Origin of the sequence: Paenibacillus andongensis, from assembly GCF_025369935.1 — a bacterium.
Classification (GTDB): Bacteria; Bacillota; Bacilli; order Paenibacillales; family NBRC-103111; genus Paenibacillus_E; species Paenibacillus_E andongensis.
Map to the genome: position 1 here is coordinate 6,764,280 of NZ_CP104467.1, position 24,956 is coordinate 6,789,235.

General features: G+C 44.7%; 23 protein-coding genes and 2 pseudogenes. 13 read left to right on the forward strand and 12 right to left on the reverse strand.

The window, feature by feature from the left end:
- Positions 1 to 69 precede the first annotated feature (69 nt).
- Together NYR53_RS30220 and arfA are read right to left on the reverse strand one after the other, a co-directional pair.
- On the reverse strand, positions 70 to 384 hold the full coding sequence (locus NYR53_RS30220) for a c-type cytochrome (RefSeq protein ID WP_047687147.1): 315 nt from the start codon (positions 382 to 384) through the stop codon (positions 70 to 72).
- A 492-nt stretch (positions 385 to 876) separates the two neighbouring features.
- Positions 877 to 2,388, reverse strand: coding sequence for an arabinosylfuranosidase ArfA (gene arfA, locus NYR53_RS30225; protein ID WP_261302736.1), 1,512 nt, complete (start codon positions 2,386 to 2,388; stop codon positions 877 to 879).
- Positions 2,389 to 2,553: 165 nt separating this feature from the next.
- Here arfA and NYR53_RS30230 point away from each other — a divergent pair, with 165 nt between their 5' ends.
- Together NYR53_RS30230 and NYR53_RS30235 are read left to right on the forward strand one after the other, a co-directional pair.
- Positions 2,554 to 3,459 (forward strand): ArsR/SmtB family transcription factor, encoded by a 906-nt coding sequence (locus NYR53_RS30230; RefSeq protein WP_261302737.1) that lies wholly within the window; start codon positions 2,554 to 2,556, stop codon positions 3,457 to 3,459.
- A gap of 536 nt (positions 3,460 to 3,995) precedes the next feature.
- The gene (locus NYR53_RS30235) at positions 3,996 to 4,136 is read left to right on the forward strand and encodes a hypothetical protein (protein ID WP_261302738.1); all 141 of its coding nucleotides are present in this window, start codon (positions 3,996 to 3,998) and stop codon (positions 4,134 to 4,136) included.
- A 183-nt stretch (positions 4,137 to 4,319) separates the two neighbouring features.
- Here NYR53_RS30235 and NYR53_RS30240 read toward each other — a convergent pair whose 3' ends face one another.
- The 4 genes from NYR53_RS30240 to NYR53_RS30255 form a co-directional block, all read right to left on the reverse strand.
- On the reverse strand, positions 4,320 to 4,754 hold the full coding sequence (locus tag NYR53_RS30240; protein WP_261302739.1) for an SRPBCC family protein: 435 nt from the start codon (positions 4,752 to 4,754) through the stop codon (positions 4,320 to 4,322).
- 36 nt (positions 4,755 to 4,790) lie between these two features.
- Entirely contained in the window at positions 4,791 to 5,246 is a 456-nt protein-coding gene (locus tag NYR53_RS30245) for an SRPBCC family protein (RefSeq protein WP_261302740.1), read from the reverse strand.
- 1 nt (position 5,247) lies between these two features.
- A complete protein-coding gene (locus NYR53_RS30250) occupies positions 5,248 to 5,559 on the reverse strand; it encodes an ArsR/SmtB family transcription factor (RefSeq protein ID WP_261302741.1) in 312 nt (103 codons plus the stop codon).
- 145 nt (positions 5,560 to 5,704) lie between these two features.
- Positions 5,705 to 7,099 (reverse strand): MATE family efflux transporter, encoded by a 1,395-nt coding sequence (locus NYR53_RS30255; protein ID WP_261302742.1) that lies wholly within the window; start codon positions 7,097 to 7,099, stop codon positions 5,705 to 5,707.
- Positions 7,100 to 7,254: 155 nt separating this feature from the next.
- Here NYR53_RS30255 and NYR53_RS30260 point away from each other — a divergent pair, with 155 nt between their 5' ends.
- The 5 genes and pseudogenes from NYR53_RS30260 to NYR53_RS30280 all read left to right on the forward strand — a co-directional run.
- Positions 7,255 to 8,133, forward strand: coding sequence for a helix-turn-helix transcriptional regulator (locus NYR53_RS30260; protein WP_261302743.1), 879 nt, complete (start codon positions 7,255 to 7,257; stop codon positions 8,131 to 8,133).
- A gap of 80 nt (positions 8,134 to 8,213) precedes the next feature.
- On the forward strand, positions 8,214 to 8,456 hold the full coding sequence (locus tag NYR53_RS30265) for a hypothetical protein (RefSeq protein WP_261302744.1): 243 nt from the start codon (positions 8,214 to 8,216) through the stop codon (positions 8,454 to 8,456).
- Positions 8,457 to 8,555: 99 nt separating this feature from the next.
- Complete coding sequence (locus NYR53_RS30270; RefSeq protein ID WP_261302745.1) at positions 8,556 to 9,755, forward strand: MFS transporter; 1,200 nt, start codon at positions 8,556 to 8,558, stop codon at positions 9,753 to 9,755.
- A 27-nt stretch (positions 9,756 to 9,782) separates the two neighbouring features.
- Positions 9,783 to 10,463, forward strand: coding sequence for a TIGR00266 family protein (locus tag NYR53_RS30275; RefSeq protein ID WP_029194582.1), 681 nt, complete (start codon positions 9,783 to 9,785; stop codon positions 10,461 to 10,463).
- Positions 10,464 to 10,485: 22 nt separating this feature from the next.
- A pseudogene (locus tag NYR53_RS30280) lies at positions 10,486 to 10,686 on the forward strand (fumarylacetoacetate hydrolase family protein); the annotation flags it as partial.
- An 83-nt stretch (positions 10,687 to 10,769) separates the two neighbouring features.
- On the opposite strand, the gene NYR53_RS30285 reads toward NYR53_RS30280, so the two are convergent.
- Genes NYR53_RS30285 through NYR53_RS30305 form a run of 5 tightly spaced genes read right to left on the reverse strand, consistent with a single transcriptional unit; the run spans position 10,770 to position 15,564 of the window.
- Positions 10,770 to 11,954 (reverse strand): acetyl-CoA C-acetyltransferase, encoded by a 1,185-nt coding sequence (locus NYR53_RS30285; protein WP_261302746.1) that lies wholly within the window; start codon positions 11,952 to 11,954, stop codon positions 10,770 to 10,772.
- Positions 11,951 to 12,628 carry a 3-oxoacid CoA-transferase subunit B gene (locus NYR53_RS30290; protein WP_261302747.1) on the reverse strand — a complete coding sequence of 226 codons (678 nt, stop codon included), beginning with the start codon at positions 12,626 to 12,628 and terminating at the stop codon, positions 11,951 to 11,953. The genes NYR53_RS30285 and NYR53_RS30290 overlap by 4 nt, the downstream gene beginning before the upstream one ends.
- On the reverse strand, positions 12,625 to 13,332 hold the full coding sequence (locus NYR53_RS30295) for a CoA transferase subunit A (RefSeq protein WP_261302748.1): 708 nt from the start codon (positions 13,330 to 13,332) through the stop codon (positions 12,625 to 12,627). The genes NYR53_RS30290 and NYR53_RS30295 overlap by 4 nt, the downstream gene beginning before the upstream one ends.
- A gap of 41 nt (positions 13,333 to 13,373) precedes the next feature.
- Positions 13,374 to 14,159, reverse strand: a complete 786-nt coding sequence (locus NYR53_RS30300) for a 3-hydroxybutyrate dehydrogenase (protein WP_261302749.1) — start codon at positions 14,157 to 14,159, stop codon at positions 13,374 to 13,376.
- A gap of 25 nt (positions 14,160 to 14,184) precedes the next feature.
- Entirely contained in the window at positions 14,185 to 15,564 is a 1,380-nt protein-coding gene (locus NYR53_RS30305) for a GntP family permease (RefSeq protein WP_261302750.1), read from the reverse strand.
- 175 nt (positions 15,565 to 15,739) lie between these two features.
- Between NYR53_RS30305 and NYR53_RS30310 the strand changes: the two genes are divergently transcribed.
- The gene (locus tag NYR53_RS30310; RefSeq protein WP_261306581.1) at positions 15,740 to 16,630 is read left to right on the forward strand and encodes a LysR family transcriptional regulator; all 891 of its coding nucleotides are present in this window, start codon (positions 15,740 to 15,742) and stop codon (positions 16,628 to 16,630) included.
- Here the strand turns inward: NYR53_RS30310 and NYR53_RS30315 are convergent.
- On the reverse strand, positions 16,620 to 17,459 hold the full coding sequence (locus tag NYR53_RS30315; protein WP_261302751.1) for a helix-turn-helix domain-containing protein: 840 nt from the start codon (positions 17,457 to 17,459) through the stop codon (positions 16,620 to 16,622). The genes NYR53_RS30310 and NYR53_RS30315 overlap by 11 nt on opposite strands.
- 558 nt (positions 17,460 to 18,017) lie before the next feature.
- Here NYR53_RS30315 and NYR53_RS34690 point away from each other — a divergent pair.
- From NYR53_RS34690 to NYR53_RS30340, 5 genes and pseudogenes are all read left to right on the forward strand, one after another.
- Positions 18,018 to 18,185, forward strand: a pseudogene (locus tag NYR53_RS34690) (DapH/DapD/GlmU-related protein); the annotation flags it as partial.
- Between the two features lie 1,246 nt (positions 18,186 to 19,431).
- Entirely contained in the window at positions 19,432 to 22,035 is a 2,604-nt protein-coding gene (locus NYR53_RS30325) for a PAS domain S-box protein (RefSeq protein WP_261302753.1), read from the forward strand.
- 166 nt (positions 22,036 to 22,201) lie between these two features.
- Positions 22,202 to 23,638: a DUF7948 domain-containing protein gene (locus NYR53_RS30330; protein ID WP_261302754.1), complete on the forward strand. Its 1,437-nt coding sequence runs from the start codon at positions 22,202 to 22,204 to the stop codon at positions 23,636 to 23,638.
- A gap of 57 nt (positions 23,639 to 23,695) precedes the next feature.
- On the forward strand, positions 23,696 to 24,112 hold the full coding sequence (locus NYR53_RS30335) for a protein kinase family protein (protein ID WP_261302755.1): 417 nt from the start codon (positions 23,696 to 23,698) through the stop codon (positions 24,110 to 24,112).
- Positions 24,113 to 24,150: 38 nt separating this feature from the next.
- Positions 24,151 to 24,858: a glycosyltransferase family 2 protein gene (locus tag NYR53_RS30340; RefSeq protein WP_261302756.1), complete on the forward strand. Its 708-nt coding sequence runs from the start codon at positions 24,151 to 24,153 to the stop codon at positions 24,856 to 24,858.
- Positions 24,859 to 24,956: the final 98 nt, after the last annotated feature.

Sequence of the window (24,956 nt, forward strand, 5' to 3'; positions counted from 1 at the left end):
ATAGACACCAATTGTGAAGGAATTATGTAGCTAACCTTAAAGGAACCTTAGTTTTTACATTAATTTACATCATTTGAGTCCCGCCAGCCATGACGCCAACGCTTTCAATTCTTCCTCTTTCAGTGCCACTTGGAACGGCGGCATCCCGCCACCACCCTTTTGAATACGCTTGATGATCTCCGCTTCGTCTAATCGTTCCCCCACTTTTTGAATATTAGGTCCTTGTCCGCCTTGTAATTGATTACCATGACACGAGATGCAGAAATTTTGATAAATCTTCGGAACATCCACTTTTACCGCCGCCGACTGCGTTTCATTTTGTTTATTTCCACAGGCAGATAAGCCGAGAGCCAGAACAATGACACCAAACAGCTTTAATTTCATACGCACGAAACTCCTTCAATCTGTTGTATTTCTCTCATCATACCAGAGCATTGATTGTAAAATAAAGGCGTTGGCTTCACCAATGTTCAAAGAGAACTATTATTCAACGGCCTAAAATAACTGCGAAAGTGCAGGTATTTTGCTGAAATTGTTTCAGAAGTGGAAAATCCTGCTAATATGCAGAAATTTTTAGCTTTTCCATCCTGAAATTAAAAAAGACCGAAAAAGCCTGCACGATTGCAGGAATTTTCGATTATGAGCTATTAAAAGAAAAAAAGCATGTACAATTGCAGGTTTACCAAAACCACAGTCACTCCTTCTCATTATAGTTCGCTCCAACCCAAAACACTTATTCTTTCTTATATGATAAAAATAAGGCTTAAGCTCCGCTCAACACCAAGCCCAAATTCTTATATGTTAAAAAAAGACATGGCAGCGGGCATTAGTCCCCTACCATGTCTTTTTAATGTAGTTAATGATCGTCCTCGCCTTTTAAACTAATTTCAATCGAATGACGTTCCACGATGCTTTGCCAAGTACCGCCTGAATCTGGCTGTTTGAAGTTGTGGTCGCATTACCGCCTGTGTGAGGCTTCACCCGATCTTGGGCATCAATGGTATTCGAAGCTTTCAGATCATCGTTCTCCAGAACGATATGCTCGATAACTCGACATTCACCAAAACTGCGTAGATCCAGCTCCAGCGGGAGTGCTTCCTCCAGATGACGGTTAACTGCAAAGATCGTTACTTCAGACTTGTCTTCGTTATGAACCGCAACGGCTTCCAAATAAGGCACATCCGTATAATCCTTCGCGTCGTATTTCGGTGATTTGATCAGCGGTACAAGAACAGTCCCTCGTCCAAACACACTTGCGTGCATGTAAGGATAATAGATCGTCTGCTTCCAAGCTGCTCCCCCATTCGCTGTCATGATTGGTGCAATGACGTTAACGAGTTGTGCCAAACAAGCCATCTTCACACGATCCGCACGCTTCAACATGGAGATAAGCATACAACCAACTAACAAGGCATCTTCGTGGTTGTAGATGTCTTCAAGCTGCGGTGGCGCGATGGACCAAGGCTCTATTTTGCGATCCGCATCATTGGAATGATACCAAACATTCCATTCGTCGAAGGATAAATTGATTTTCTTCTTTCCGCGCTTTTTGGCCTGAATGTAATCCGCCGTCGAGATCACCGTATGAATGAACAGATCCATGCCCATAGATTGTGCGAGGAAATTGGCTGAATCCTTATCACGATTGCCATAATATTGATGCAGTGAAATATAATCAACGTGATCATACGTATGCTCAAGTACAGTCGCTTCCCAGTCAGGGAAAGTCGGCATATTCAAATTGGAGCTGCCACAAGCAACAAGTTCGATCGAAGGGTCTACCCACTTCATGACTTTGGCCGTTTCACAAGCTGCGCGTCCGTATTCCGCGGCTGTTTTGCTGCCTATTTGCCAAGGGCCATCCATTTCGTTGCCTAAACACCAGGTTTTGATATTATGAGGCGCCTTGTACCCATGACTAATCCGTAAATCACTCCAATAGGTACCGCCTTTGATATTGGAATATTCAATGATATCTCTTGCCTCATCAGGACCGCGAGTCCCCAGATTAACAGCCATCATTGCTTCTGTATTTGCTTTACGGCACCAATCCATGAATTCGTTCAGCCCAACCAAGTTAGGTTCAATGGTGCGCCAAGCCAGATCAAGCCTCTTCTTACGTCCTTCTAACGGTCCAATGCCATCCTCCCAGTTGTAACCGGATACAAAGTTGCCTCCCGGATAACGAACAATCGGAACATCCAACCCTTTTACCAGCTCCAGTACGTCAGCTCGAAAGCCTTGCTCATCCGCTTGCGGATGTCCAGGTTCATAAATCCCGCCATAGACCGCGCGTCCCAAATGCTCAATAAATGAGCCATAAATACGAGAATCTACTTCTCCAATTTTAAAATCTTTGTCGACAATCATACTTGCTTTCATAGACATTACATTCACCTCGTAGTATAATTAATAAAAATATGAATCGGTTAATACATATATTATGTTATTGACTATATTAAACAATAATCAGCGGATGATTTCAAGCTTTTCATCAGCCTTCTGTTGAATTCATATTTTCATTAATTAGTCTACTTATGAGGAGATTGTCCGATGATCCAAACGACAACAGACCGCAAATGGCTGCCGCTGTATGAAGCGCTGGCTAGCGATGTGCGGCTTAAGATATTGGAACTGCTTGCTGAGAAAGAGACGAATGTCAAGGAATTAGCCCATATGCTCGGATTAAGCAGCGCCATCGTAACCATGCATGTAAAAAAGCTCGAGGCTGGAGGGCTTATTCAGACAGCATTAGTTCGCAAGGAAGGCGGCACGCACAAAATGTGCAAGTTAGCCCTCTCTCGCATCGAAATGCTGCTCCCGCAGTCCATGGAGCAGCAGCGAGCGTTCGATGAAGTGGAGATTCCGGTTGGCCATTATACACGCTTCGATGTGCATCCAACCTGCGGTCTGGCTACGGCTGAACATGTAATTGGTCAGTATGATGACCCGCGCTTCTTCTTCGAGCCTGAGCGGATGCATGCCAAGATTCTTTGGTTCGGAAGCGGCTTCGTCGAGTATCGCATTCCGAACTATGTGCTGCCCGGTCAGACACTTGAGGAAATCGAGATTTCCCTAGAAATCGGCTCCGAAGCACCAGGAATTCAAGCGAATTGGCCGTCCGACATTCATTTTTACGTCAATGATACGCTGCTCGGCTATTGGACGAGTCCCGGTGATTCGGGACAAGGCCGCGGCCAACTCACGCCTGCCTGGTGGCCGGACACGATCAACCAATATGGTTGGTTGAAAATCATCCGGGTCACAGAGCAGGGAACCTTCCTTGACGGACAACGGCTATCGGCTGTCTCGATCAAGGATCTCCCCATGTCCCGCAACGAGTGGACACTGCGGCTCGAAGTTCCGAGCCATGCGGCGCATGTCGGCGGTTTGACCTTGTACGGTGAAGGGTTTGGCAACTACAACCGTGACATTCTGTTTCGCACCTACCGCAGGTAGGGGGTGACTTGGGTACATGCATGGACTTGGGACTGCCAAAGTGATTTTTGGGGAAGTTATGCCTCATTACCCTTTACTTTAGGATGCTAAGTATTGCCCGAGGGAACGTCGATACTCTATTTGGACGAAAAACACCCGAAAGCAGAAGGAAGAGGAACGACGATGCGTTATTTCGCTTTTTTTGACTCCTGATCGTTCAAATGATCAAATAGCGCATTCATGTTCCTCTTCTTCGATTTATTACGCAGATTTCCTAAATTAGCGAATCGACGTTCCTTTAACTAGAGTCGGGTAGCTTTCCCTTGCAATTGAAAGGAGTGCCCAGAGTCTGAGAAGCCAGAAAGCGGGAAATAGATCTATGTTCCGCTAATATCTGGTGATACCAGGTGTATGTTGAGGTTGGGATACAAATAGAAGAACTATGGTGCGGCTTATTTGTGATTGGACCATGGTATGGACGTGCTCCGTTATTGGAGAGTATAGTTAAAAAGTTTGATGCGAGGACAGGTAGATATCAAGAATAGGTTCACAGGTGGGTGAACATTATAATTTGGCTACTTGGCAGAAGGAGCGGCTATACGGGAATCGACACGAAATGGACGGTTGAGCGGTTTACGGATAGGGGACTGAAGATGGCAGGTCTTGCTAAGTGGCTACCATTTCTGCATCCAATCTAGGAACAGCTTTTGCCTTGACTGTCCCTTTCTTTTTATACGACTTTGGCTCACCCATCTTCTTCTGCTCCCTCCCATTTCCATTCTGAAACACTTATCCTCAGATCCGCATTACGCATAATTTCCCTCCTATACAATAAAAAAAGAGCCCCTAGGCTCTTTCGAACTACTTTTCAAATTGAACAGTTACCTTACAATGGCTGCTCTTAGTCGATTAACACCAAATTCCAAATACCCTTTCAGACAGGTCAACATGTAAACCCAGCCTTCTTTATTATCGATCATTTGGCTTAGAAGGTTCTCATCATTTTCATTAAAGCCTTCTTCGTCAACTGCAATAACGGTACTCGAATTATCTAGCTCTTTCAGCGTAATCGTAACAACATGTCCATCATCCGTTGCGCCCCACTGGAATACGATTTTCTTATTTACCTCAATTTCCAATACTTTTATATCCACTTGTGCATCATATTCATCATATCTCCAAGTAATCGTCTTACCTTGCTCCAATCTTCCAGAACCTGAAGAAAACCAATAATTAGACATTTTCACAGGGTCTATAATAGCTTCGAATACTTCATTAATGGGCTTAACTATCTTAAATTTCGTAAGGTTATTCAACCTAAATCAACTCTCTTTCAATGTAACTGTGATGGGCTAAATGGAAATGGGCGGCAACGTGTTCCCTGTTTCGAGTAAACTCTTTAAATTGCTCAGAATGGCCGGCCATCCATTATTTAATCCCTCAAAGGTATCTTCTTTATCCACGATGTCAGCAGATACTAAATTTTCATGCTTAAGTATTAGTTTTACAGTCGAATCCAGCGGTTTCAACTCAAAGGTGACCTGTGACGGCTCCTTACGTGTGGTTTTATCCCCTACCATGTTCCATGTAAAAGATAGTAACCGGTGCGGCTCGCACTTTAAAATAATTCCGTGATCGGTGACTTGTCCATTCCGCGAATAGGTAACGCTAGAGCCTTCTTGCCAGTCCGATTGAATTTGGCTTCCGAAGAAGTATTTTTCGGTAAAATTGCTGCTTGTCAAAGCTTCCCAAAGCTTTTCCGGCGTCGTCTTGATGTAAGTTACATAAACAAATGCTGCATCCGTCATTTTAATCCTCCGCTTCAAGCTGCTTTTTAAGTTCAAGCAATGCTTCGATACGATCACGATCATATTTGCTGATCCAGCGATCATAAATCTCTGCAATGGGTTCAACATTTAGATAATGAATTTTATTTCGGCCTTGCCAAACAATAAGAATAAGATTCGCTTCCTCCAATATAAGCAGGTGTTTGGTTACGGATTGACGCGTCATTTCTAGATGAACACATAGTTCATTTAATGTTTGACCATTTTTCTTGAAGAGCTCGTCAAGGAGCTGTCTTCGGCTTGAATCAGCAAGAGCTTTAAATACTTTATCCATGCCCTCATTATATGCAACCGTTTGTCTGCATGTCAAGTTTAGTTTGTTGGTGTATCTACATGAGTGTTCCATTCTCGCAACACAAAAAGACACGGAAGCAATCCCGTGCCTTTCAGAATCAAATTGAACTATCCGCTTTGCCAACCTACGCATGCACGCCTACTCCAGCTGCCTCACCGCTCCCTGAAGCAGCAGCGCTCTTACCTCGGGCCTCCGCCCGGCGCAAATATTTCTGCTGACGCCAACGGATGACGACGAGAATACCGCGCAAATATTCATCGCAAATCATGGCGACATAAATACCCGCCAGCCCCCAGCCCATGTGCAGGCCTAATACATAGGAAAGGCCCGCGGCAACGCCCCACATCGAGAACAGTGAAATGATCATATTGTAACGGGTATCGCCTACCGCGCTAAGCGCATTACCGAAGCCCATATTGAGCATTCTCCCCGGCTGCAAGATAAGTGTCAGCACCAGACACGAAAGTCCCAGCTTGATAATATCCGCGTCCGAGGTGAAGAAACCCAGGAAGCTTTTGCCGATGAGAAAGAGAATGATGCTGTTGAATCCAACCAGACCGAGTCCAATCCATGTACCTCGATATCCGCTCTTATAAGCTTCTTTGATATTTCCAGCCCCATACAGATGGGCTATCTGAATTTGAACAGCTAAGGCAATGGAATAGCCTAACATAAAACAAATCGACTCGAGCGTGTTCATATACGTTCTCGCGGCCAATTCCTTAGCTCCCATCGTGGCTAGGAACGTATAGATCGTCAATTGCGTCAATACCCAAGAAGACATGTTCACGCCGAGGGGCCAACCTATTTTCAAAATATCGCCAAACAGCTTTCGATTGAATACGATTAGATCCCGCCACTCCATCCTCCGCTCGAACGCGGAAACGAACATAAACAGCAGCAAACATGTCGCGAGCAACCGGCTCACAAGTGTCGAAATAGCCACACCCGTTAACCCCAGTTGAGGAAATCCAAGCTCTCCATATATAAATCCGTAGTTAAACACGATGTGTATCACATTCATACCAATCGCCGTTATCATCGGCCCCTTAGTGTTCCCTGTATTCCGAATTACAGTGCTAAGCGAAGCCGTCAAAGCTGTTAAAACCATCCCGCTCCCCACAATCGAGATATAGGTTTCAGCCAAAGGAAGCAGCCGCTCCTCCAAATGGAAAAGTTTAGCCAGAGGGCGAGCCTCCATATAAAGAATCACACTCAATACACTGCCTATCAATGCGCTGACGGTTACGGCCATAATGGCAACGGTGCGCGCAGATTCATTCTGCTTGGCTCCGATTTTCTGAGCAATCAAAATCCCGGCGCCACTCGCAACCGTCATAAATAAGATCATCATCGCTTGGAACAGTTGGTTCGATAAACCGACTACCGCTACTGCATCATCCGAAACACGGCTCACCATTAAGGTATCGACGGCACCTAAAAGCAATTGCAGAAGCAATTCGACGAAAATAGGCCAAGCTAGAAGCCATAGTGTAAACTTATTTTTCTCGTTGACCATGTTTTTCACCATCCGATTATCATCTCTCTTTTTATATAAATGAAACTTTGTTGTCTGTTCAAATTATAGATGCTATAGTTGACACCAAGTATGAGTATTGCAACTTAAAGTTTCAAAATTCCAACCTCCATTCAAGAGATGAAAAGGTGACTCCAATGGCATTTATCGAAATGACTGTCCCTCCGCTGCCGCACTACATTACAAGCGGCTTCAGCACGATATCCAAAGGCAGCAAACATCCGAGCAGACGAAATATCCAAGTGTTTGATTTACTGATCACCACATCAGGCTGCTTCTATATAGGCGAGGAGGATGCTAGGTTCGAGGTAGCAGCTGGACAAGCCGTTATTCTAAGGCCGGACAGCTATCATTTCGCTACCCAAGTCTGCTCCGAGCTGACGGGTACTTATTGGATGCACTTTCACGCAGGAGGATCATGGGCTATGGTAGACCATACGGTCCAACCTATACCTTTGGAAGATCCAACACAAACCCCAATTGAGCCATTTGCTGTAGAGCCCTTTACGATACGGATCCCGCAATATACAACACTTCTGCAGCCAGAAAAAACCTATGACCTGTTCGAACAGCTTCAGCAGCTGCAGCCGAGTGCTCATCAGAGCAGTGTCCGTTTTGCGCAGCAGCAGCTTTTTCACGAGCTATTGCGCCAGCTTTCCGCTTCCACGGACAACGATCATCCATCACCTTCCAAGGCTTGCGCGGAAAAAGCAGCCGCCTATTTAAGGCAGCATTACAAAGCATCTGTTTCAGCCAAAGAGCTCGGCGATCATGTCAACTTCCACCCTGTTTACATTGCACGCTGCATGCAAAAAGAATATGGCTGCTCCCCAACGGAATACCTGCTTAGATTAAGGATCCAGCAGGCTAAGCTGCTGCTGCTGCAAACCGATCTTCCCGTTGCGCATGTCGCTGAAGAGGTGGGTTTTGAGCAGCCTGCCTATTTTGCCACCTGCTTCACCAGAATGGAAGGTATCTCTCCTCGCAAGTACAGGCAGCAGTTTTCACGAGGATAATGAACGATCAACTCGAAGGCATATATAAGCTAACTTCACAATACAGTTAACTTATATAACATAGAGGGAGTTGACTTGATATGGAAGATCAGCAACATGCACCGGTACTAAGTGTAAAAGATTGGATGATTACAATCCTGCTTCTTGCGATTCCTCTGGTGAATATTGTGATGTTATTCCTATGGGCATTCAGTAAAGGAGAAAACCCTACAAAATCGAATTATGCCAAAGCAAGCTTAATCTGGGCTCTCATCGGACTCGGTCTCTATTTTATTTTCTTTGTCCTCTTCTTCGGCGCCATGATGTCGAATATGAATCAATAAAACCTCCTGTTGCGCAGCTATCCTCCATGCGGCCATAACCGCTTGGGGATAGCTCTTTTTATGTTATACTGGAAAAAAAATGATAAGGAGCCCTCGACCATGCCCTCCCCCTTACATTGGAAAAAGTCACTATGGATTCTATGGGGTGCTAATTTCTCCGTTATGTGCGGCATGAATCTCGTTCTTCCATTTCTACCGCTCTACATCGGAGAACTCGGGGTTCAAGATCTTGGCGAAATTGTACGTTGGACAGGCTGGATTGTCGCTGCACAGTTCATCACATCGTTTCTCACTCAGCCTCTCTGGGGAGCTATCGCGGATCGACGCGGACGTAAAATCATGCTGCTTCGCGCCGGATTCGGGATGGCGATTGTAACAGCACTTATGGGCATCGTCACGTCACCGTGGCAGCTGCTGTCTCTACGGCTACTCAACGGTATCTTCTCCGGCTTCATCTCCATGGCGGTGTCTCTTCAAGCTTCCGTTACACCGCCGGAGCATTCGGGCAAGTCGCTCGGCACCTTACAAACGGGAGCTATCGCCGGATCGCTCATCGGCCCCTTACTTGGGGGCTTGTTGGCTGGATTCTTCGGCTACAGCCATGTGTTCTTCTTCACAGGAGGGCTCATGCTCTGTGCGAGCATCATCGTCATGATTTTCATTAAAGAGGAGCGTAAGCTTCCCTCTAAGAAAAAAGAACGACAGCGCACCGATTGGCGGCTGTTTCGGCCCTTGCTCCCGGTCTTCGCTGCTTCCCTGATCACACAGATCGGCATGATGAGCATCGAGCCGATTGTGACAGTGTACGCGAAGACCTTATATACCGGCAGCCACTTGGAGCTGTTCGCTGGTCTAATCGTTGCGATTACCGGCATCGCGAACCTGTTTGGCGCTCCATCTTTAGGGCGACTTGGCGACCGTATCGGTCAGCGCAAAACACTTGTGATCGCCTTATCGATGGCGGCACTTGCCTTCATCCCGCAGGCTTTTGCCACCAGCATCACCATGCTCCTGGTCGGCAGGTTCCTGCTTGGGCTGTTCATCGGCGGCATGATTCCCTCTCTGAATGCGCTGGTTATGAAGCTAGCCCCTACTCAGATCCAGGGGACCGCTTACGGCTTTAATACTTCATCGCTGTTCCTGGGCAATCTGATTGGCCCTTTAATTGGCAGCCATCTTGCGGCAGCGTACGGTTTCTCGTCCGTCTTCTATGTCACGATGGGCATTTTACTGCTCTGTGCTGGATTCGTCTATACGAATCGCAGTTTAGACAGTCATTACCATTCAAAAACGCCTTAACACTTTCTATTAAATTGGAGGATCACTATGAAACACGAAATTCTATACAAAGGCGCATTTCCTATGTTGAAGGTTGAACTTGAAGCAGGCGAGAACATCAAGGCGGAAGCTGGAGCCATGGTCTCGATGTCCCCTAATATCGAACTCAAGGGAACTGTTGAGGGCGGTATCATGCGCGGTTTAGGCCGAATGCTGAGCGGCGAGAAATTCTTCTTCCAAGAACTAACTCCAACCAGAGGATCGGGCGAGGTTTTACTGGCACCTACGGTCATTGGAGATATTGAAGCCGTAGAACTGGACGGATCCTACAAGCTATATGTACAAAAAGACGGCTTTCTTGCTGGAACATCCGGCATTCAGGTGAATACGAAAATGCAAAACCTGATGAGCGGCTTTATGTCTGGCGAGGGCTTTTTCATCGTTGAAATTAGCGGAAGAGGCACCGTGTTCCTCTCCTCCTACGGCGCTATTCATGCCATTAATCTTGCTCCAGGGCAAGAAGTGATCATTGATAACGGGCATCTCGTCGCTTGGCCGGATTATACGCAGTATACGATTGAAAAAGCGGCCAAAGGCTGGTTATCCAGTTTGACGAGCGGCGAGGGCGTTGTTTGCCGATTCCGCGGCGAAGGTGTCGTGCTTATTCAAACGAGGAATCCGCAGGGTTTCGGCGGGTGGATTAAGCAGTTCATTCCGGGCGGCAGATAAGTGCTGTGGCAACCGGTCCCGTATCTTCCACTGTGACGAAATTGTCAGCTATATTTCTCAGCATATGACGCTATATCCGGGAGACATTATTCTAACAGGTACTCCGGAAGGTGTTGTGCTCGGCGATCCCGTTGATAAGCGTGTGTACTTAAAAGACGGCGATATCGTTACCATTTCGATTGAGAAATTAGGAAGCCTGACTAATCGCATGGTTAGCGAGTAACTAGCTTTCGCGTTTAAAACGGAATCCAAAAGCTCCACTATACAGCAAAGAGCAAGCCGCAGCGGCTTGCTCTTTTTCTCCATTTATACTCGCTCGACCAACATCGCTACGCCTTGTCCGCCGCCAATACATAAAGCAGCCACACCCAGCTTAGCATCTCTCTTCTCCAGCTCATGCAGCAGCGTAACCAGAATGCGGGCTCCGCTTGCACCAATTGGGTGTCCAATGGCAATCGATCCTCCATTGACATTTAATTTCTCCCTTGGGATGCCCAGTTCGCGGCCAACAGCTAAAGACTGCGAAGCAAAAGCTTCATTCAGCTCAAATAAATCAACGCTATCGAGTGGGACTCCTGTTTTACGGAGCAGTTTATGAACCGCATCAACGGGTCCCATGCCCATCATGGATGGATCTAAGGCCGCATTCGCATAACCCTTAATTCGAGCTAAGGGCTGAAGCCCAAGCTCTTTAGCCTTAGCTGCAGACATAACAACCAATGCAGCGGCTCCGTCATTAATACCAGAAGCGTTGCCAGCCGTAACCGTTCCCTCTTTTTTGAAAGCAGGACGGAGCTTGCCCAGAACTTCAGCTGTTGTACCCGCCCGAGGAAATTCATCTTGCGCGAATAACACCGGATCGCCTTTTCTTTGCGGGATGGTAACCGGTACAATTTCATCCTTGAATCTGCCGGATGCAATGGCCTGTTCCGCCTTCAGTTGACTCCACGCAGCAAACTCATCCTGCTCTGCACGTGTAACGTGGTGATGCTCCGCTATATTCTCAGCCGTGATGCCCATATGGATGTCGCACATCGCGCACCATAATCCATCCCGAATCATCGAATCCACCATGGTGCTGTCACCGAGCCGCAGGCCCGAGCGAGCCCCGGGCAGCAGATAAGGCGCTTGTGTCATATTTTCCATACCGCCTGCCACCACGATATCCGCATCTCCGAGGCTCACAGACTGTGCCGCCAGCATGACAGCCTTTAGGCCCGAACCACACACTTTGTTAATCGTCATCGCTGGAACGAATTGCGAATAACCTGCCTTCAGCCAAGCTTGCCTGGCTGGGTTTTGCCCAAGTCCAGCCTGAAGCACGTTACCCATGATGACTTCGTCAGCTTGGCTGTCAGCCAGATTAGCTCTCTTCAGAGCCTCTTGGATAACCGTACTGCCCAGCTGCGGAGCGGATATGTCCGCCAGTGCTCCCTGAAAGCTGCCAACGGCTGTACGAACTGCGCTAACGATGACGACTTCTCTACTCATAACGATTCTCCTTTGCTCATCTGAGGTTCATTGTGAAGTAGAGGACTGATGGTAAAACGCGCTTCCGTGTTGGCGAGAACCTCTTCCATCGTTACGCCTGGCTGTATGTTGGATAAAACCATGCCATCTTCTGTAAAATCAAAAACGGCTAAATCCGTGATCAGGCGATTCACCACACCTTTGCCTGTTAGAGGCAGAGTGCACGCCTTTTTAACCTTTGACTCACCTGACTTATTCACATGTTCCATGATGACAATGATCCGTTTGGCGCCGTTGACCAAATCCATGGCGCCGCCCATCCCTTTCACCATTTTCCCGGGAATCATCCAGTTGGCAAGGTCTCCGTTCTCTGCTACCTCCATACCGCCAAGAATGGCCAAATCAATATGGCCGCCTCGGATCATAGCGAACGATTCTGCACTGTCGAAAAAAGAAGCGCCCGCTACAGCGGTTACCGTTTCTTTGCCTGCATTAATCAAATCCGGATCTTCTTCTCCTGCGTAAGGGTAGGCACCGATGCCCAGAAGCCCATTTTCCGATTGCAGCATAACCGTCATTTCCGGGGGAATATAATTAGCGACAAGTGTCGGCAAACCAATGCCTAAATTGACATACATGCCATCTTTTATTTCTTCGACTGCGCATTTAATGATCGTTAAACGGTCGTTTTTCATACCGATACCTCCTTACTTCGAACCGTGAGACGCTCAATCCGTTTTTCATAGGACGCACCCTTCACAATCCGCTGCACATAAATACCTGGCGTATGAATATCGTCCGGGTTCAGCTCGCCCACCTGCACAATTTCTTCCACCTCAGCGATCGTCACTTTCCCTGCTGCTGCTGCCAGCGGATTGAAGTTGCGCGATGTTTTGCGGAACACTAGATTGCCCAGCGGGTCAGCTTTCCAAGCTTTGACCAAGGCAAAATCACCAACAATCCCTTTTTCCAATAGATAAGTCCGTCCGTCAAATGTTTTGAGCTCCTTGCCCTCTGCGACTAAAGTGCCTACGCCTGAAGCTGTATAGAACCCCGGAATGCCGGCTCCGCCAGCGCGAATTCGCTCGGCAAGCGTCCCTTGAGGAACCAGTTCCACTTCGAGCTCTCCGCTTAAAAACTGCTGCTCAAACGTTTTGTTTTCTCCCACGTAGGAGGAAATCATTTTCTTGATTTGTTTATTGGCCAGCAGCCGTCCAAGGCCGCAATCATCTACCCCGCAGTTATTGCTAACTACGCATAAATCTTTGGTTCCTTGCGCTTTAAGCGCCGCAATCAGATTCTCCGGAATCCCGCAAAGCCCGAAACCGCCAACAATTAACGTGGCTCCGTCACGAATATCCGATACAGCTTCCTCCATGGAAGAACATATTTTATTCATGATGATCCCTCTCCTATTCCTATCCCTAGGTTGATCTATATTTACTGTGCCGTGTAACCGCCGTCGATTAGTAGTGAAGCTCCCGTAACCCCTCGTAATTTATCGCTTGCAATCAACATCGCATAGTCAGCAATTTCCTCTACAGCTAAGAGGCGCCTTTGTGGAACCAAAGGGTAAATCACTTCTTCAAGGACACGTTCCAGAGGAACATTGCGCGTTTTCGCCAAGTCCTGCAGCTGGCCTCTAACAAGAGGTGTATCTACATATCCCGGACACAGCGCGTTCACCGTAATGCCGTGAGCGGCACCTTCCAGTGCCGCTACCTTCGTCAAGCCAATCAACCCGTGCTTTGCGCTGTTATAGGCCGCTTTGCCTGCAAAGCCAATCACTCCGTTGATCGAAGCCATATTTATGATCCGGCCAAAGCCTTGTTCCTTCATGATAGGAAAGGCATGCTTAATTCCGATAAAAGCACCTGTCAGCATCACCTTGATCATGAATTCAAACTTTTCTACGGGGAAATCCTCAATAGGTGCAACATGCTGCAGCCCTGCATTATTGACGAGAATATCCAGCCGTTTATAGGTTTGAACCACGGTTTCAATGGCTTCGACAAATTGCGGCTCCTGCGTTACATCACATTTGACCCCTATAGCTTCAAAGCCTTCTTCCTGCAGCCGCAGCGCAGCCAGATTCGCTTGTTCACCATTGATGTCGGAAATGACCACCTTGGCTCCTTCCCGTGCATAAGTGCGAGCGATTTCAAGACCGATACCGCTTGCCGCTCCTGTTATTAAAGCGACTCTATTTTCCAAGAACCTGGACATTTGTGCATACCTCCATCTTTAACTATTAAAAAATCGATAAAATGATCGCGAGCACGAGAACCGTTACTGTTTTGATAACCGTAATTGCGAAAATATCCTTGTACGACTGTCGATGTGTGAGACCTGTAATGGCAAGGAGTGTGATAACGGCACCATTATGAGGAAGCGTATCCATACCACCCGATGCCATGGAAGCAATCCGGTGCAACAGTTCCGGGCTAATCCCTGCATTGTTGGCTGCTTCCAAATATTGCTTACCCATGACTTCCAAAGCGATAGACAACCCTCCAGATGCAGAGCCCGTAACGCCAGCCAGCACATTCACGGAAATGGCTTCAGAGATAAGCGGATGGGAACTTAAGCCTAAAATCCAACCTTGAATCGCTTTGAAGCCCGGCAGTGTTTTTACGACATTACCGAAACCTACTTCAGACGCCGTGTTGAAAATGGCAAGAAGTGCCCCTATTGCCGCTGCAGTTAAGCCTGCCGCCAATTTGCTTTGAACAACGCGCACATTAATACAGATTGCAGACAGAATACCGATTAGCAAGGCCACGATCAATGCCCAGGAGGACGATACCGTTTTTACGTTGGCAATATTAAACGTTTTCAAAAGTTCAGCTGAATACCAATTGTTTACCGTTAAGAAGCCTCTGCTCAGCAAATAGTTAAATACCAAGACCAGCACCAATGGGATGATGGATACCCAGAGATTCGGATATTTCTGATTTTCCAATCCCTCAGGCTCATTCTTATGTCCTAAGCCATAGCCTTCACCAGCAGCTTCCGCTTGCTTGCGTCTGCGTTCCAACCAGAACAGCCCTAAGCCAAATACAATAAGACCGCCAATAATACCAAGGATTGGAGCTGCGTAAGAATCTGTTCCGAAATAGGTTGTAGGAATAATATTTTGAATTTGCGGCGTTCCTGGAAGCGCATCCATTGTAAACGTAAATGCCCCCAAAGCGATCGTACCGGGAATCAATCTCTTCGGAATATTCGCTTCTCGGAAGATCGAAACAGCGAAAGGATACACTGCAAACGCTACCACAAATAAAGAAACACCGCCGTACGTTAAGATACCACAAGCAAGAACAACGGAAAGCATCGCTCTCTTCGACCCCAATGCCTTCACTAACGATTGCGCAATGGAGGACGCCGCACCGTTCAATTCCATCACTTTACCGAACACAGCTCCCAATAGGAAGATAGGGAAAAAGTTTTTCACATAATTCGCTGCGTTCACCATATACACTTCTGTATAGCTCGGCATTAAAGCAATCCCCGAAATCAATACAGCCAGCAAGGTGAAAATAGGTGCGAACACGATGACCGGATAGCCTCTGTAAGCAAAAAACATCAGAAGGCCTAAGGATAACACAATCGCTACAATCTCAATAAACATGTTCTGTTCTCCTTTATCGTCATTTGTAAAAGCGCTTCCAACTTGTCTGGTATGAATAAGCTATTTAAATTGCACTTGGATTAATTTCAGTTTACATGCAGATTCGCAAGAGGTAAAATTCATATTTGGAATGACTATCATGAAAAAATGCTATGGGTCGGGGAGGGATGATCCTTTGGATTTACGCCAGTTAACTTATCTGCTTGAAATTGCTAAACACATGAATTTTACCAAAGCGGCCGAAGCTCTTCACCTCTCACAACCAACACTCAGCAAAATGGTGAAAAATATAGAAGAAGAACTGGGCGTTTCTTTATTTGATCGTTCAGGTAAATATGTTCAATTGACGGACTCGGGCGAGATCGCCGTTCAACAGATTCAAGTCATCGTTCAGGCTGTCCAAGATCTTCATCACCTCTTAGATGATGTCTCCAACCTAAAAAAAGGAACCATCACCATAGGGTTGCCCCCCGTAGTTGGTTCCGTATTCTTTACACGAGTTATCGCAAAGTTCCAAATGAAACATCCCAATATCCACTTCCAACTTGTTGAAGAAGGCGCTAAGAATGTAGAAAGCCTTGTGCAAAATCGAAAGCTGGATCTCGGCGTGGTGGTTGGGCCTGTAGACACGTCTAACTTTGAAACTTTGCCTTTTATCTATCAAAAATTAGCGCTCATCATCCATCGTTCTCATCCGCTAGCCGAGCAATCCAGCGTATCTCTGCTGCAGCTTAGAAATGAACCCTTTATCTTGTTCCCTAGCGGCTATGCCGTCCGAAACCATGTCATTCATGCCTGTCGATCCGTAGGATTCGATCCTTCCGTTGTCTATGAAAGTTCGCAGTGGGACCTTTTGGCTGAAATGGTTGCTTCGAATGCAGGCATTTCCATCATACCTGAGACGATATGCAGTAAAATCACTTGTCCCGAAGTACTTACACTGCCTTTAGTAGAGCCTTCTATTCCCTGGAATTTAGTCATTATTTGGCCTAAGGATCACTACGTCTCTTACGCTATGCGTGAGTTTATTTCCTTTAGCCAAGAGTTGTCGGAGACTATGACTTAAATTCCAATACTCTTTTATTTCTAAACAGCTTGGGTGGCATTCCATTGGATTGCTTAAAACTTTTGCTAAAATGAAACTCATCCGCATATCCGCAGTTTTCGGCAATCTCTTTCATCGTCAACTCCGTATAAAGTAATTGCTTCTTCGCATGCTCGTTACGTACATCACTCAAATAGCTCTTGGGACTTTTGCCCATATGACGTTGAAAGAGGCTGCGAAGATAGGATACTGAAATTTGGTATCGATCCGCTAGTTCATTTAGTCGGATATCCTCTCTATAATTCCTCTCCAACTCATCTTTCACTTTGATATAAATGTTCGAGGTTGAAGTTTTACTTAGAAGTCCTGAGCTAGTTTGCTTATGCGATTTATATAAAAGCTCATACAAGATTGATTTGGTCAGAAGCTCACTGTCAAGCTGTCCCGGAACCCATCCCTCTGCTAACGCTTTGAATAAGTTATCATATTCATTTGCCATACTGTCCTCATATTTCGACATAAAGGGTAAATCTAACTGAGTAAGATCATTTGCCTCATACGCTCCGTGAGATTTCATAGAAAAGGAAATGAGCGACACCAATACCATAATAATTCGCAGTGGATCGTTTCGATCACCTTCCATGCTCATCTCTAAACCAGGTTTTAAATAGAACAGCATGCCCGGTTCAACAGAGATTTCTTCTTCCGTTTGGAATGTCCCTTTCCCTTCAAGAATCCAATAAAAGCTATGAACGCTAGTGTTATTCCGAATATCACGCCATACAGGAGGGGTCTTCTTATCGTTGATCCAATGAATCTGGATTGCGATACTACTTAGCTTATCTTCCATTTAGGCTCCTTATGTCCCATGAAATGATGATAGATTTAGCATATGATGCAAAGGCGTTTTTGACAAGTTTAAAATGCTTTATTGCCATGTTTATACGTCTGAATAGATGTTAAACTGAAGGTGAATTTGACAATGAATCATTAACCGGAGGTGACATATATGGGGCGGAATCAGACCAATCATAAAGAGCTGGATTATATGCCGTGGATCATAAAAACCGAAGAAGAGAAGAAAGAACAAGAACAATTACAGCAACGATTAGCAGGGGAATTCTCCTGCAGCTTCGGTACAGACTGCTTCGTTTCTCCACAGGCTATCTTTTTCCCAGATGAATTCCAAATGGGAGACCGTAGTTATATAGCTGGAGGAGCTATAATTCGCAATACGACCCTTGTCATGGGAGCAGATTGCTCCATTAACGCTTATGCGGTTGTAACAGGAAAGGTCTCCATGGGTGATGGTGTAAGAATGGCATCGCATGCAAGCATTTATGGATTTAATCATGGTTACGAATCCATTGACCAACCTATTTTTAAGCAACCCTGTACGTCCAAAGGAATTCATATTGGTGATGATGTTTGGATAGGAGCCAATGTGGTTATTCTCGACGGGGTACGAATTGGATCGCATGCAATCATTGCTGCTGGAGCTATCGTGACAAAGGATGTTCCCGAATATAGTATCGTCGGGGGAAATCCAGCTAGGGTCATTCGCAGCAGGCTTAACCAAGAATCATCTTCGACTACTAATAAATATTCACTTGAGCACAGATTACAAGACTTTGGCAGTAAAGTGAAAGAACAACTTGATCCCTTACTTCGTCATTACGTCGTTTCTACATCCAATGAAACATTTTTTCAGGACCGTCCAGGATTCAAAAGAACCGTCAGAGCCTATTGTGACGCTGTTGAAATCGCAGCTATGTTTAACACACTACCACCTGTTTGGACGAAAGAGGAGCTAATCTTAAAATTGCAAGGTTTTCAGGATCCTGCTACTGGACTACTACCAGACCTTTGGTCACCTCCAGATGCTGATCTGTATGAACCGAATCTACTCTCAGACCACCTCGCTCGCTACCATTTGCTAGCTGTGGGATATGCGCTCGAGGTGCTTGGCGCAAGTCTACTTCATCCCATTCATGTCGTTGAAAAGTTGAGTACAGAACAATTATTTGCACGGTTGGAATCTTTACCATGGGACAAAAATGCTTGGGGTTCCGGCGATTGGATCGATTGTTATGCGACTGGTTTGTACCTTAATCAGAAACATTTTGAATCAAAAAAACGGCCTGATGATCTGTTTGGATGGCTGCAGACGCATGTTAATCGATACTCCGGTTTATGGGGATCCCCGACAGATGAAGAGGCCTGGCTGCAACCGGTTAACGGCTTCTATCGTTTAACTCGCGCCACCTATGCCCAGTTCGATATCCCTTTGCCCTACCCGGATAAGACCATAGACACCGTTCTAGCACATAGTAGAAATCAACAGTTTTTCCGCTTTGACCATTTGAACGCCTGTAATGTACTTGATGTTATTCACCCACTCTGGCTGTGCCTCAAGCAAACCGATTATCGCAAAGCAGAGATTACTCAATGGGCAATGAGTCATTTGGAGAAGGTACTGGATCACTGGGTTGATGAGCGCGGCTTTAGTTTTCAACTGGTTCAGCAAGAATCAACAGGACTTCAAGGAACAGAAATGTGGCTTAGCATCATTTTTTTACTAGCAGACGTTTGTGGTATCAGCCACCATTTAGGATATCGTCCTAAAGGCGTGCATCGAATAGAAGCGGCTTTACCGCTATAGCTGTACGACCTACAAAAAAAAGGGAAACGGATGCTGTGCATCTGTTTCCCTTTACATTGTGCTGCTATTTCACGCCAAACCTTTTTAAGCAATGAGAAGGAGAAAAGATCTACTCCATAGAACAATTCATACATTGAGTTATATCGGGAGGGGTTACCATATGCTAATTGATCACCAGCTAGAGAATCAAACCTTATTTTCCCAGGCTTTTCAATATGCTCCGATTGGTATGGTTCTCGCAGCAACGAATGGGAGCATACTCAAAGCAAATTCAACGGTCTGCTCGATCATAGGCTTGTCTGAGAAAGAATTACTCCTAAAAACCGTTCAAGAAATGACACATCCCGATGATTGGAACCTTGATCTTGCGTTTAGGCACCAATTAATAGAAGGTATGAGAGAATCTTACCAAATGGAAAAACGCCTAATTAAGCAACATGGCGAGATTGTATGGGTACAAATAACGGTCTCCTTGGTGAAAGATAAAGCAGGAGAACCCCTCTTTTTCATATCCCAGGTTCTCAATATCTCCGATCAAAAAAGGACATTTAACGAACTACAAAAGAAAACCCGCCTATTAATAGAAAGAGAGCAACGCTATCGATCCGTTGTAGAGCATGCTTTTGATTTCATTACCATGCATCACCCTGACGGAACCTACCTCTACGCATCTCCTTCCTGTTATGAAGTTCTTGGGTATACGCCTGAAGAAATGATTGGGAAGTCAGGTTATGAATTCCTTCATCCTGAAGATGTCCAAGTGGGAATTCAGGATCATATGGCTATCCTTCAAACTGACAAGCAATCTAACAAGATCGTTCGTTTACGAAAAAAGGATGGGAGATATATATGGACCGAGTCGACAAGCAGTACCCTTCTAGATTCAGAAACAGGTGAAGTTAAAGAAATTATCATCGTTTCCAGAGATATTACCGAGCGAATCAAAAAAGAGCGTAACTTGCAGGACAACGAGCAGCGATATAAATCCCTTTTCGACTATCATCCGGATTTAATTTATTCGATGGATTTGGAGGGCAACTACACCTCGATAAATCAAACTTTTGAAGAACTGATGGGTTATACGAAACAGGAAATGATAGAGAACCCGATAAACTTTCGATCGGTCGTAGACCCTGCAGATTTTGAAAAGGTAGAGCATCATTTCATGCAAGCTGCAAAAGGTATTGCACAACGATACGAGGCGTCAGGTATCAATAAGAACGGGAGATATACGACTTTCGACGTGACCAATGTCCCGATCTTTGTCAATCGGCAAATCATTGGTGTTTACGGAATCGCTAGTGACATTACATACCGAAAAGAACTATGGAAAAAATTGGAAGATAGTCAGAATTTATACCAACTCATTTCAGAGAATGCGCAGGACATTATTTCGTATGCAACGCCTGATGGCGTAATTCGTTATGTTTCCCCTGCCATTAAGACTTTACTAGGTTATGAGTCTGATGAATACGTGGGCAAAGTCGCAACCGACTTCTGGCACCCGGATGATGTTGCTTCCTTTATCGATAAAAGTATTCTGCAAAAATCAGATGTAGATACTTTTACATGCCGAGTTTGCCATAAACAAGGACACTATGTCTGGTTTGAAACAACAGCAAAAATAATACGAAATGAAAACGGGGAAATTGTTAAAGTCTTAGCTGTGGGAAGAGATATTAGTAAAAGAAAACGTGCGGAGCAAGAACTGAAAGCAGCGAAAGAGCAGCTTGAATCCTTCATTGATCGAAATGTGGATCCAATTCTTATCCTTAATTTAGAAGAAAAAGTAGCAAGAATTAATCATGCCTTTGAAAAAACGTATGGATGGACGGAGTCAGAACTTGTTGGACTCAATCTAGTTGATTTACCTAACATTCCAATTGAAATCAGACCAGAGGCCGTTCATAGTCTAGCTAGAATTAAATCTATTGAGGCCTTCGAAGGGCATGAAACCATTAGAAAAAGAAAAGATGGCATTATTCTTACGGTTATGATATCGAGCTTCACTATGCGGGGTGAGAATGGACATATTAATGGTTGGGCTGTGATCCTTAGGGATATCACTGACAAAAAGCAAGCGGAAGAGCTCTTGATTAGGTCAGAAAAATTATCCATTGCGGGTCAATTAGCGGCAGGAATTGCTCATGAAATTCGCAATCCAATCACGGCAATTAAAGGATTCGTTCAACTCATGAAATCTGGCATTGTCGAGAAAAAAATATATTTGGACATCATGGCCTCCGAAATCGAGCGGATTGAAATGATTCTTAGTGAACTATTAATTCTTGCAAAGCCTCAAATCATTCAAATGGAACGCAAAGACATTCGGATGCTGCTAGCACAAGTCACCCCCCTGCTAGATACGCAAGCCATTATCAGCAATGTTCAAATCATCACGGAGTTTGATCCGGAGATTCCCCCTATTCTGTGTGATGAAAATCAACTGAAACAAGTATGTATTAACTTTATTAAAAATGCGATAGAAGCTATGCCGAAAGGCGGAAATATCGTTATTCAATTAAAAAGTAAAAATGAAAATCCAAATCAACTGTTGCTTCGCTTTATTGATCAAGGGTGTGGGATTCCTGAAAATATTCTTTCTAAGTTAGGAGAACCCTTCTACACAACGAAAGAAAAAGGAACCGGACTAGGCTTCATGGTCAGTAAAAGGATTATAGAAAATCACCATGGTGAGATCGTGGTGTTCAGTGAAGAAAATAAAGGGACCACAATAGAGATAAGTCTTCCTGTTGCGGATTGATGAGACTAGAAAGCACCCGATTGGGTGCTTTTTACATGATATGCTGCATGCCTATTTATTTATATTAAGGGTGCATACCCAGTCAAGCTATGTTAGACATACGTATCTATGTATGAATTACATGATCTCATGGCATGAGTCTATCAGAAAGGGGAAAAGAAATCCCATGCAGCCTGATGATGAGACGAAACAGAGAATATTGGAGACTTATGAGCTTCCTATAGCGTTTGTTCCCAATGGTGGACAGTTGGATGATGCGGTTCTGTTCTATGCGGAAGGCAGAGAATTTCGTTATACCTTTAGCCAGGAACAAGTAGGTATGACCTATTTTGAGTTTGATCCTAAACTATCGGTTTTTCATAATCCGAGTCTGGCTCGGCGGTTTTTGAATGCCAGTTGTGACGTGACACCTGGAGTAACGTCACCAGAAACGGGACGCGGCAGCAATCCAGATGAGCATTTCTCGAATCTCCCCGTCTATCGGGAAATCATCTACCGGCAAATATGGCCTGGCATTGATGTGGTGTTTCAAGGTCACGAAGGGAATATGAAATATGATGTGATACTGCAGCCAGGTGCCCGTTTGGAAGATATTCGGTTCAAATGTGAGGGAGCAGATGAGATCCGGATCGATGATGCCGGTAATTTGTTAATCGTTACCCCCTTCGGGACGTTCATGGACCTCAAACCGGTGGGTTATCAGAAAAAGGATCACATCCAAAACCCAATCGGATACCGGTTTGTCATTAGGGCTGAAGCGGATGGAAGCCAAAGCGTTGGATTTGAGATGACCGAAGGCGATCATAAAGGTCATTCTTTTGTTGGTAACGTATACGCGACTGAAGACACTCATTCAGCCAATTCTCTCATTACGCCCAGCTTAGCAACTATTTCAGACGATTTTCAAGAAAAATTTATTACAATCGAGAAAATTGCCTGCCCCGTAATACAAGGACCCCCAGGACTTCTAGGGGAAGCCGGACCTGTCAGTTTACAGGAACCCTCAATAACCCTAGGACTTGAAGACAACCCTGTGCCTTCTGAATCGCAAGGATTAAAATGTAAGCCTCGAGCTTTCGGGCAGTCGGGTTCACGAACACGCAAAAAACGAAAACAAATAAGTAAAACAAATAGAATAACCTGCACTCACTCCATGAGAGCGGATCATGTTTCATTAGACAAAAATGCAAAAAAAATGATTCGAGGAAAAAACATTATCGGTTTGGGCTCCAGACGAGTTGTATATGATCTGGGTAATGGTTACGTTCTAAAGGTAGCTAAGTCTAAATATGGGATAAAAAGCAACAAGAAAGAAGTAGCCATATGCATGTCATCTCCGTCCGAGTTAAAAAAACATCTTGGCCATATCCTAAAGCACGATGATAGATTCAATTGGATAATCATGAAAAACTATTATAAAAATTTCCGAAAAAATAAAGAAACCATGAAAAAGTTTTTTGATATGAAAGGGAAATTCAAGAAAAATCGAATCATTCCTTATGAGATATCAGGGCGTGAAGGACCCAATTATCAAAATCTGCGTCTAAATTCTGACGGGGAGATCGTTGTGATTGACTATGGAAATTTTAAATACCAAATTTAATTGACGCGGTTGAATACAATAATACGACTCTTTATGAAGGGAGTGGTACATTGTTACATGAAAAAAAAGATAAAAAAAATGATAAAAGGAAAAAGAGTTATCGGGGTAGGTAAATGGCGAGTCGTACATGATTTGGGTAATCACCATGTAATAAAAGTTGCTAAATCAGAAAATGGGAGGTCAAGCAATAAGCAAGAAGTAAATATATATAAGTCAGTTCCATCTCGGTTCAAAAAATACTTGGGAAAAGTAATAACTCATGGGTATGGATATCGCATTTTAATAATGAAAAAGTACAAACGGATGTTTCCCAGATCAAAAAAATATCAGCGTAAACTTTCCTCCTTGAAACGCAGATTCATGAGGAAAGGAATCATTCCTCGTGATCTTCATTCTACTAACTTACGTTTAAAAAATAGTGGACGAATCGTTATTATTGATTATGGAAATTTTATCAAACACCGCAAAAAGTGAAATGCACACGTCTTTTTTAACTTCTAGGAGGAGATATTGTGAGCAAAAAAAAGCGGGGAGTATCGATCATCACATGTACGAATAGGCCAAAATTTATTAGTAATGTCTTAGCAAATTATAAAAGACAGCGTTACCCGATAAAAGAGTTAATTATCGTATTAAATAAAAGCGGCATGAAATCATCCAAGTACCGCAAAAAAGCAAAAGACCATAAACATGTTTCGGTTTACAAGAGGGGGGAAAAAGTCTCTCTGGGTGAGTGTTTGAATTACGCAATAAAACGGACGAAGTACCCCTATATAGCTAAATTCGATGATGACGACTACTACTCAAAATATTATTTGACTGAGCAGATGAAGGCGCTGCGCCGTTCGAAAGCGCATGTTGTGGGAAAAAGAGCCTATCTGGCATATATTAAATCGAAAAAATTGCTCGTCCTCCATTCACCCGAAAAACAACATAAATTCGTTACGTGGGTGACCGGTGGAACCATTTTATTTAAAAGGCGTGTTTTTAATAAAGTTCGATTTCCAAAAATTTCACTAAATGAAGATGTGATCTTTGCAAATAGATGCAGGAAAAATCACTTTAAAGTATACTCCTCAAGTCCTTACAATTATGTAATGATCCGCAGAAAAAACAAAAAAGGCCACACATGGAAAGCCAGTGACGACCACCTTCTATCCAGGAGTCAGATCGTTGCAAAAACCAGGGATTTCCGAAAACTGGGCACCCGGTCAAAATAAGATATTTCCAACTTAACATGGAGGGGGCTGCCGCGGTAGCTCCTTCATTAAATTCTGATAAAGCTGTCATATTGGGATGAGGGATGCAACCATGATCC

What these genes read in the sequence shown, in the direction of transcription:
- NYR53_RS30220 (WP_047687147.1), bottom strand. Translation starts at nt 384, where the DNA reads ATGAAATTAAAGCTGTTTGGTGTCATTGTTCTGGCTCTCGGCTTATCT.
- arfA (WP_261302736.1), bottom strand. Translation starts at nt 2,388, where the DNA reads ATGTCTATGAAAGCAAGTATGATTGTCGACAAAGATTTTAAAATTGGA.
- NYR53_RS30230 (WP_261302737.1), top strand. Translation starts at nt 2,554, where the DNA reads ATGATCCAAACGACAACAGACCGCAAATGGCTGCCGCTGTATGAAGCG.
- NYR53_RS30245 (WP_261302740.1), bottom strand. Translation starts at nt 5,246, where the DNA reads ATGACGGATGCAGCATTTGTTTATGTAACTTACATCAAGACGACGCCG.
- NYR53_RS30250 (WP_261302741.1), bottom strand. Translation starts at nt 5,559, where the DNA reads ATGGATAAAGTATTTAAAGCTCTTGCTGATTCAAGCCGAAGACAGCTC.
- NYR53_RS30255 (WP_261302742.1), bottom strand. Translation starts at nt 7,099, where the DNA reads ATGGTCAACGAGAAAAATAAGTTTACACTATGGCTTCTAGCTTGGCCT.
- NYR53_RS30260 (WP_261302743.1), top strand. Translation starts at nt 7,255, where the DNA reads ATGGCATTTATCGAAATGACTGTCCCTCCGCTGCCGCACTACATTACA.
- NYR53_RS30265 (WP_261302744.1), top strand. Translation starts at nt 8,214, where the DNA reads ATGGAAGATCAGCAACATGCACCGGTACTAAGTGTAAAAGATTGGATG.
- NYR53_RS30270 (WP_261302745.1), top strand. Translation starts at nt 8,556, where the DNA reads ATGCCCTCCCCCTTACATTGGAAAAAGTCACTATGGATTCTATGGGGT.
- NYR53_RS30275 (WP_029194582.1), top strand. Translation starts at nt 9,783, where the DNA reads ATGAAACACGAAATTCTATACAAAGGCGCATTTCCTATGTTGAAGGTT.
- NYR53_RS30285 (WP_261302746.1), bottom strand. Translation starts at nt 11,954, where the DNA reads ATGAGTAGAGAAGTCGTCATCGTTAGCGCAGTTCGTACAGCCGTTGGC.
- NYR53_RS30290 (WP_261302747.1), bottom strand. Translation starts at nt 12,628, where the DNA reads ATGAAAAACGACCGTTTAACGATCATTAAATGCGCAGTCGAAGAAATA.
- NYR53_RS30295 (WP_261302748.1), bottom strand. Translation starts at nt 13,332, where the DNA reads ATGAATAAAATATGTTCTTCCATGGAGGAAGCTGTATCGGATATTCGT.
- NYR53_RS30300 (WP_261302749.1), bottom strand. Translation starts at nt 14,159, where the DNA reads ATGTCCAGGTTCTTGGAAAATAGAGTCGCTTTAATAACAGGAGCGGCA.
- NYR53_RS30305 (WP_261302750.1), bottom strand. Translation starts at nt 15,564, where the DNA reads ATGTTTATTGAGATTGTAGCGATTGTGTTATCCTTAGGCCTTCTGATG.
- NYR53_RS30315 (WP_261302751.1), bottom strand. Translation starts at nt 17,459, where the DNA reads ATGGAAGATAAGCTAAGTAGTATCGCAATCCAGATTCATTGGATCAAC.
- NYR53_RS30325 (WP_261302753.1), top strand. Translation starts at nt 19,432, where the DNA reads ATGCTAATTGATCACCAGCTAGAGAATCAAACCTTATTTTCCCAGGCT.
- NYR53_RS30330 (WP_261302754.1), top strand. Translation starts at nt 22,202, where the DNA reads ATGCAGCCTGATGATGAGACGAAACAGAGAATATTGGAGACTTATGAG.
- NYR53_RS30335 (WP_261302755.1), top strand. Translation starts at nt 23,696, where the DNA reads ATGAAAAAAAAGATAAAAAAAATGATAAAAGGAAAAAGAGTTATCGGG.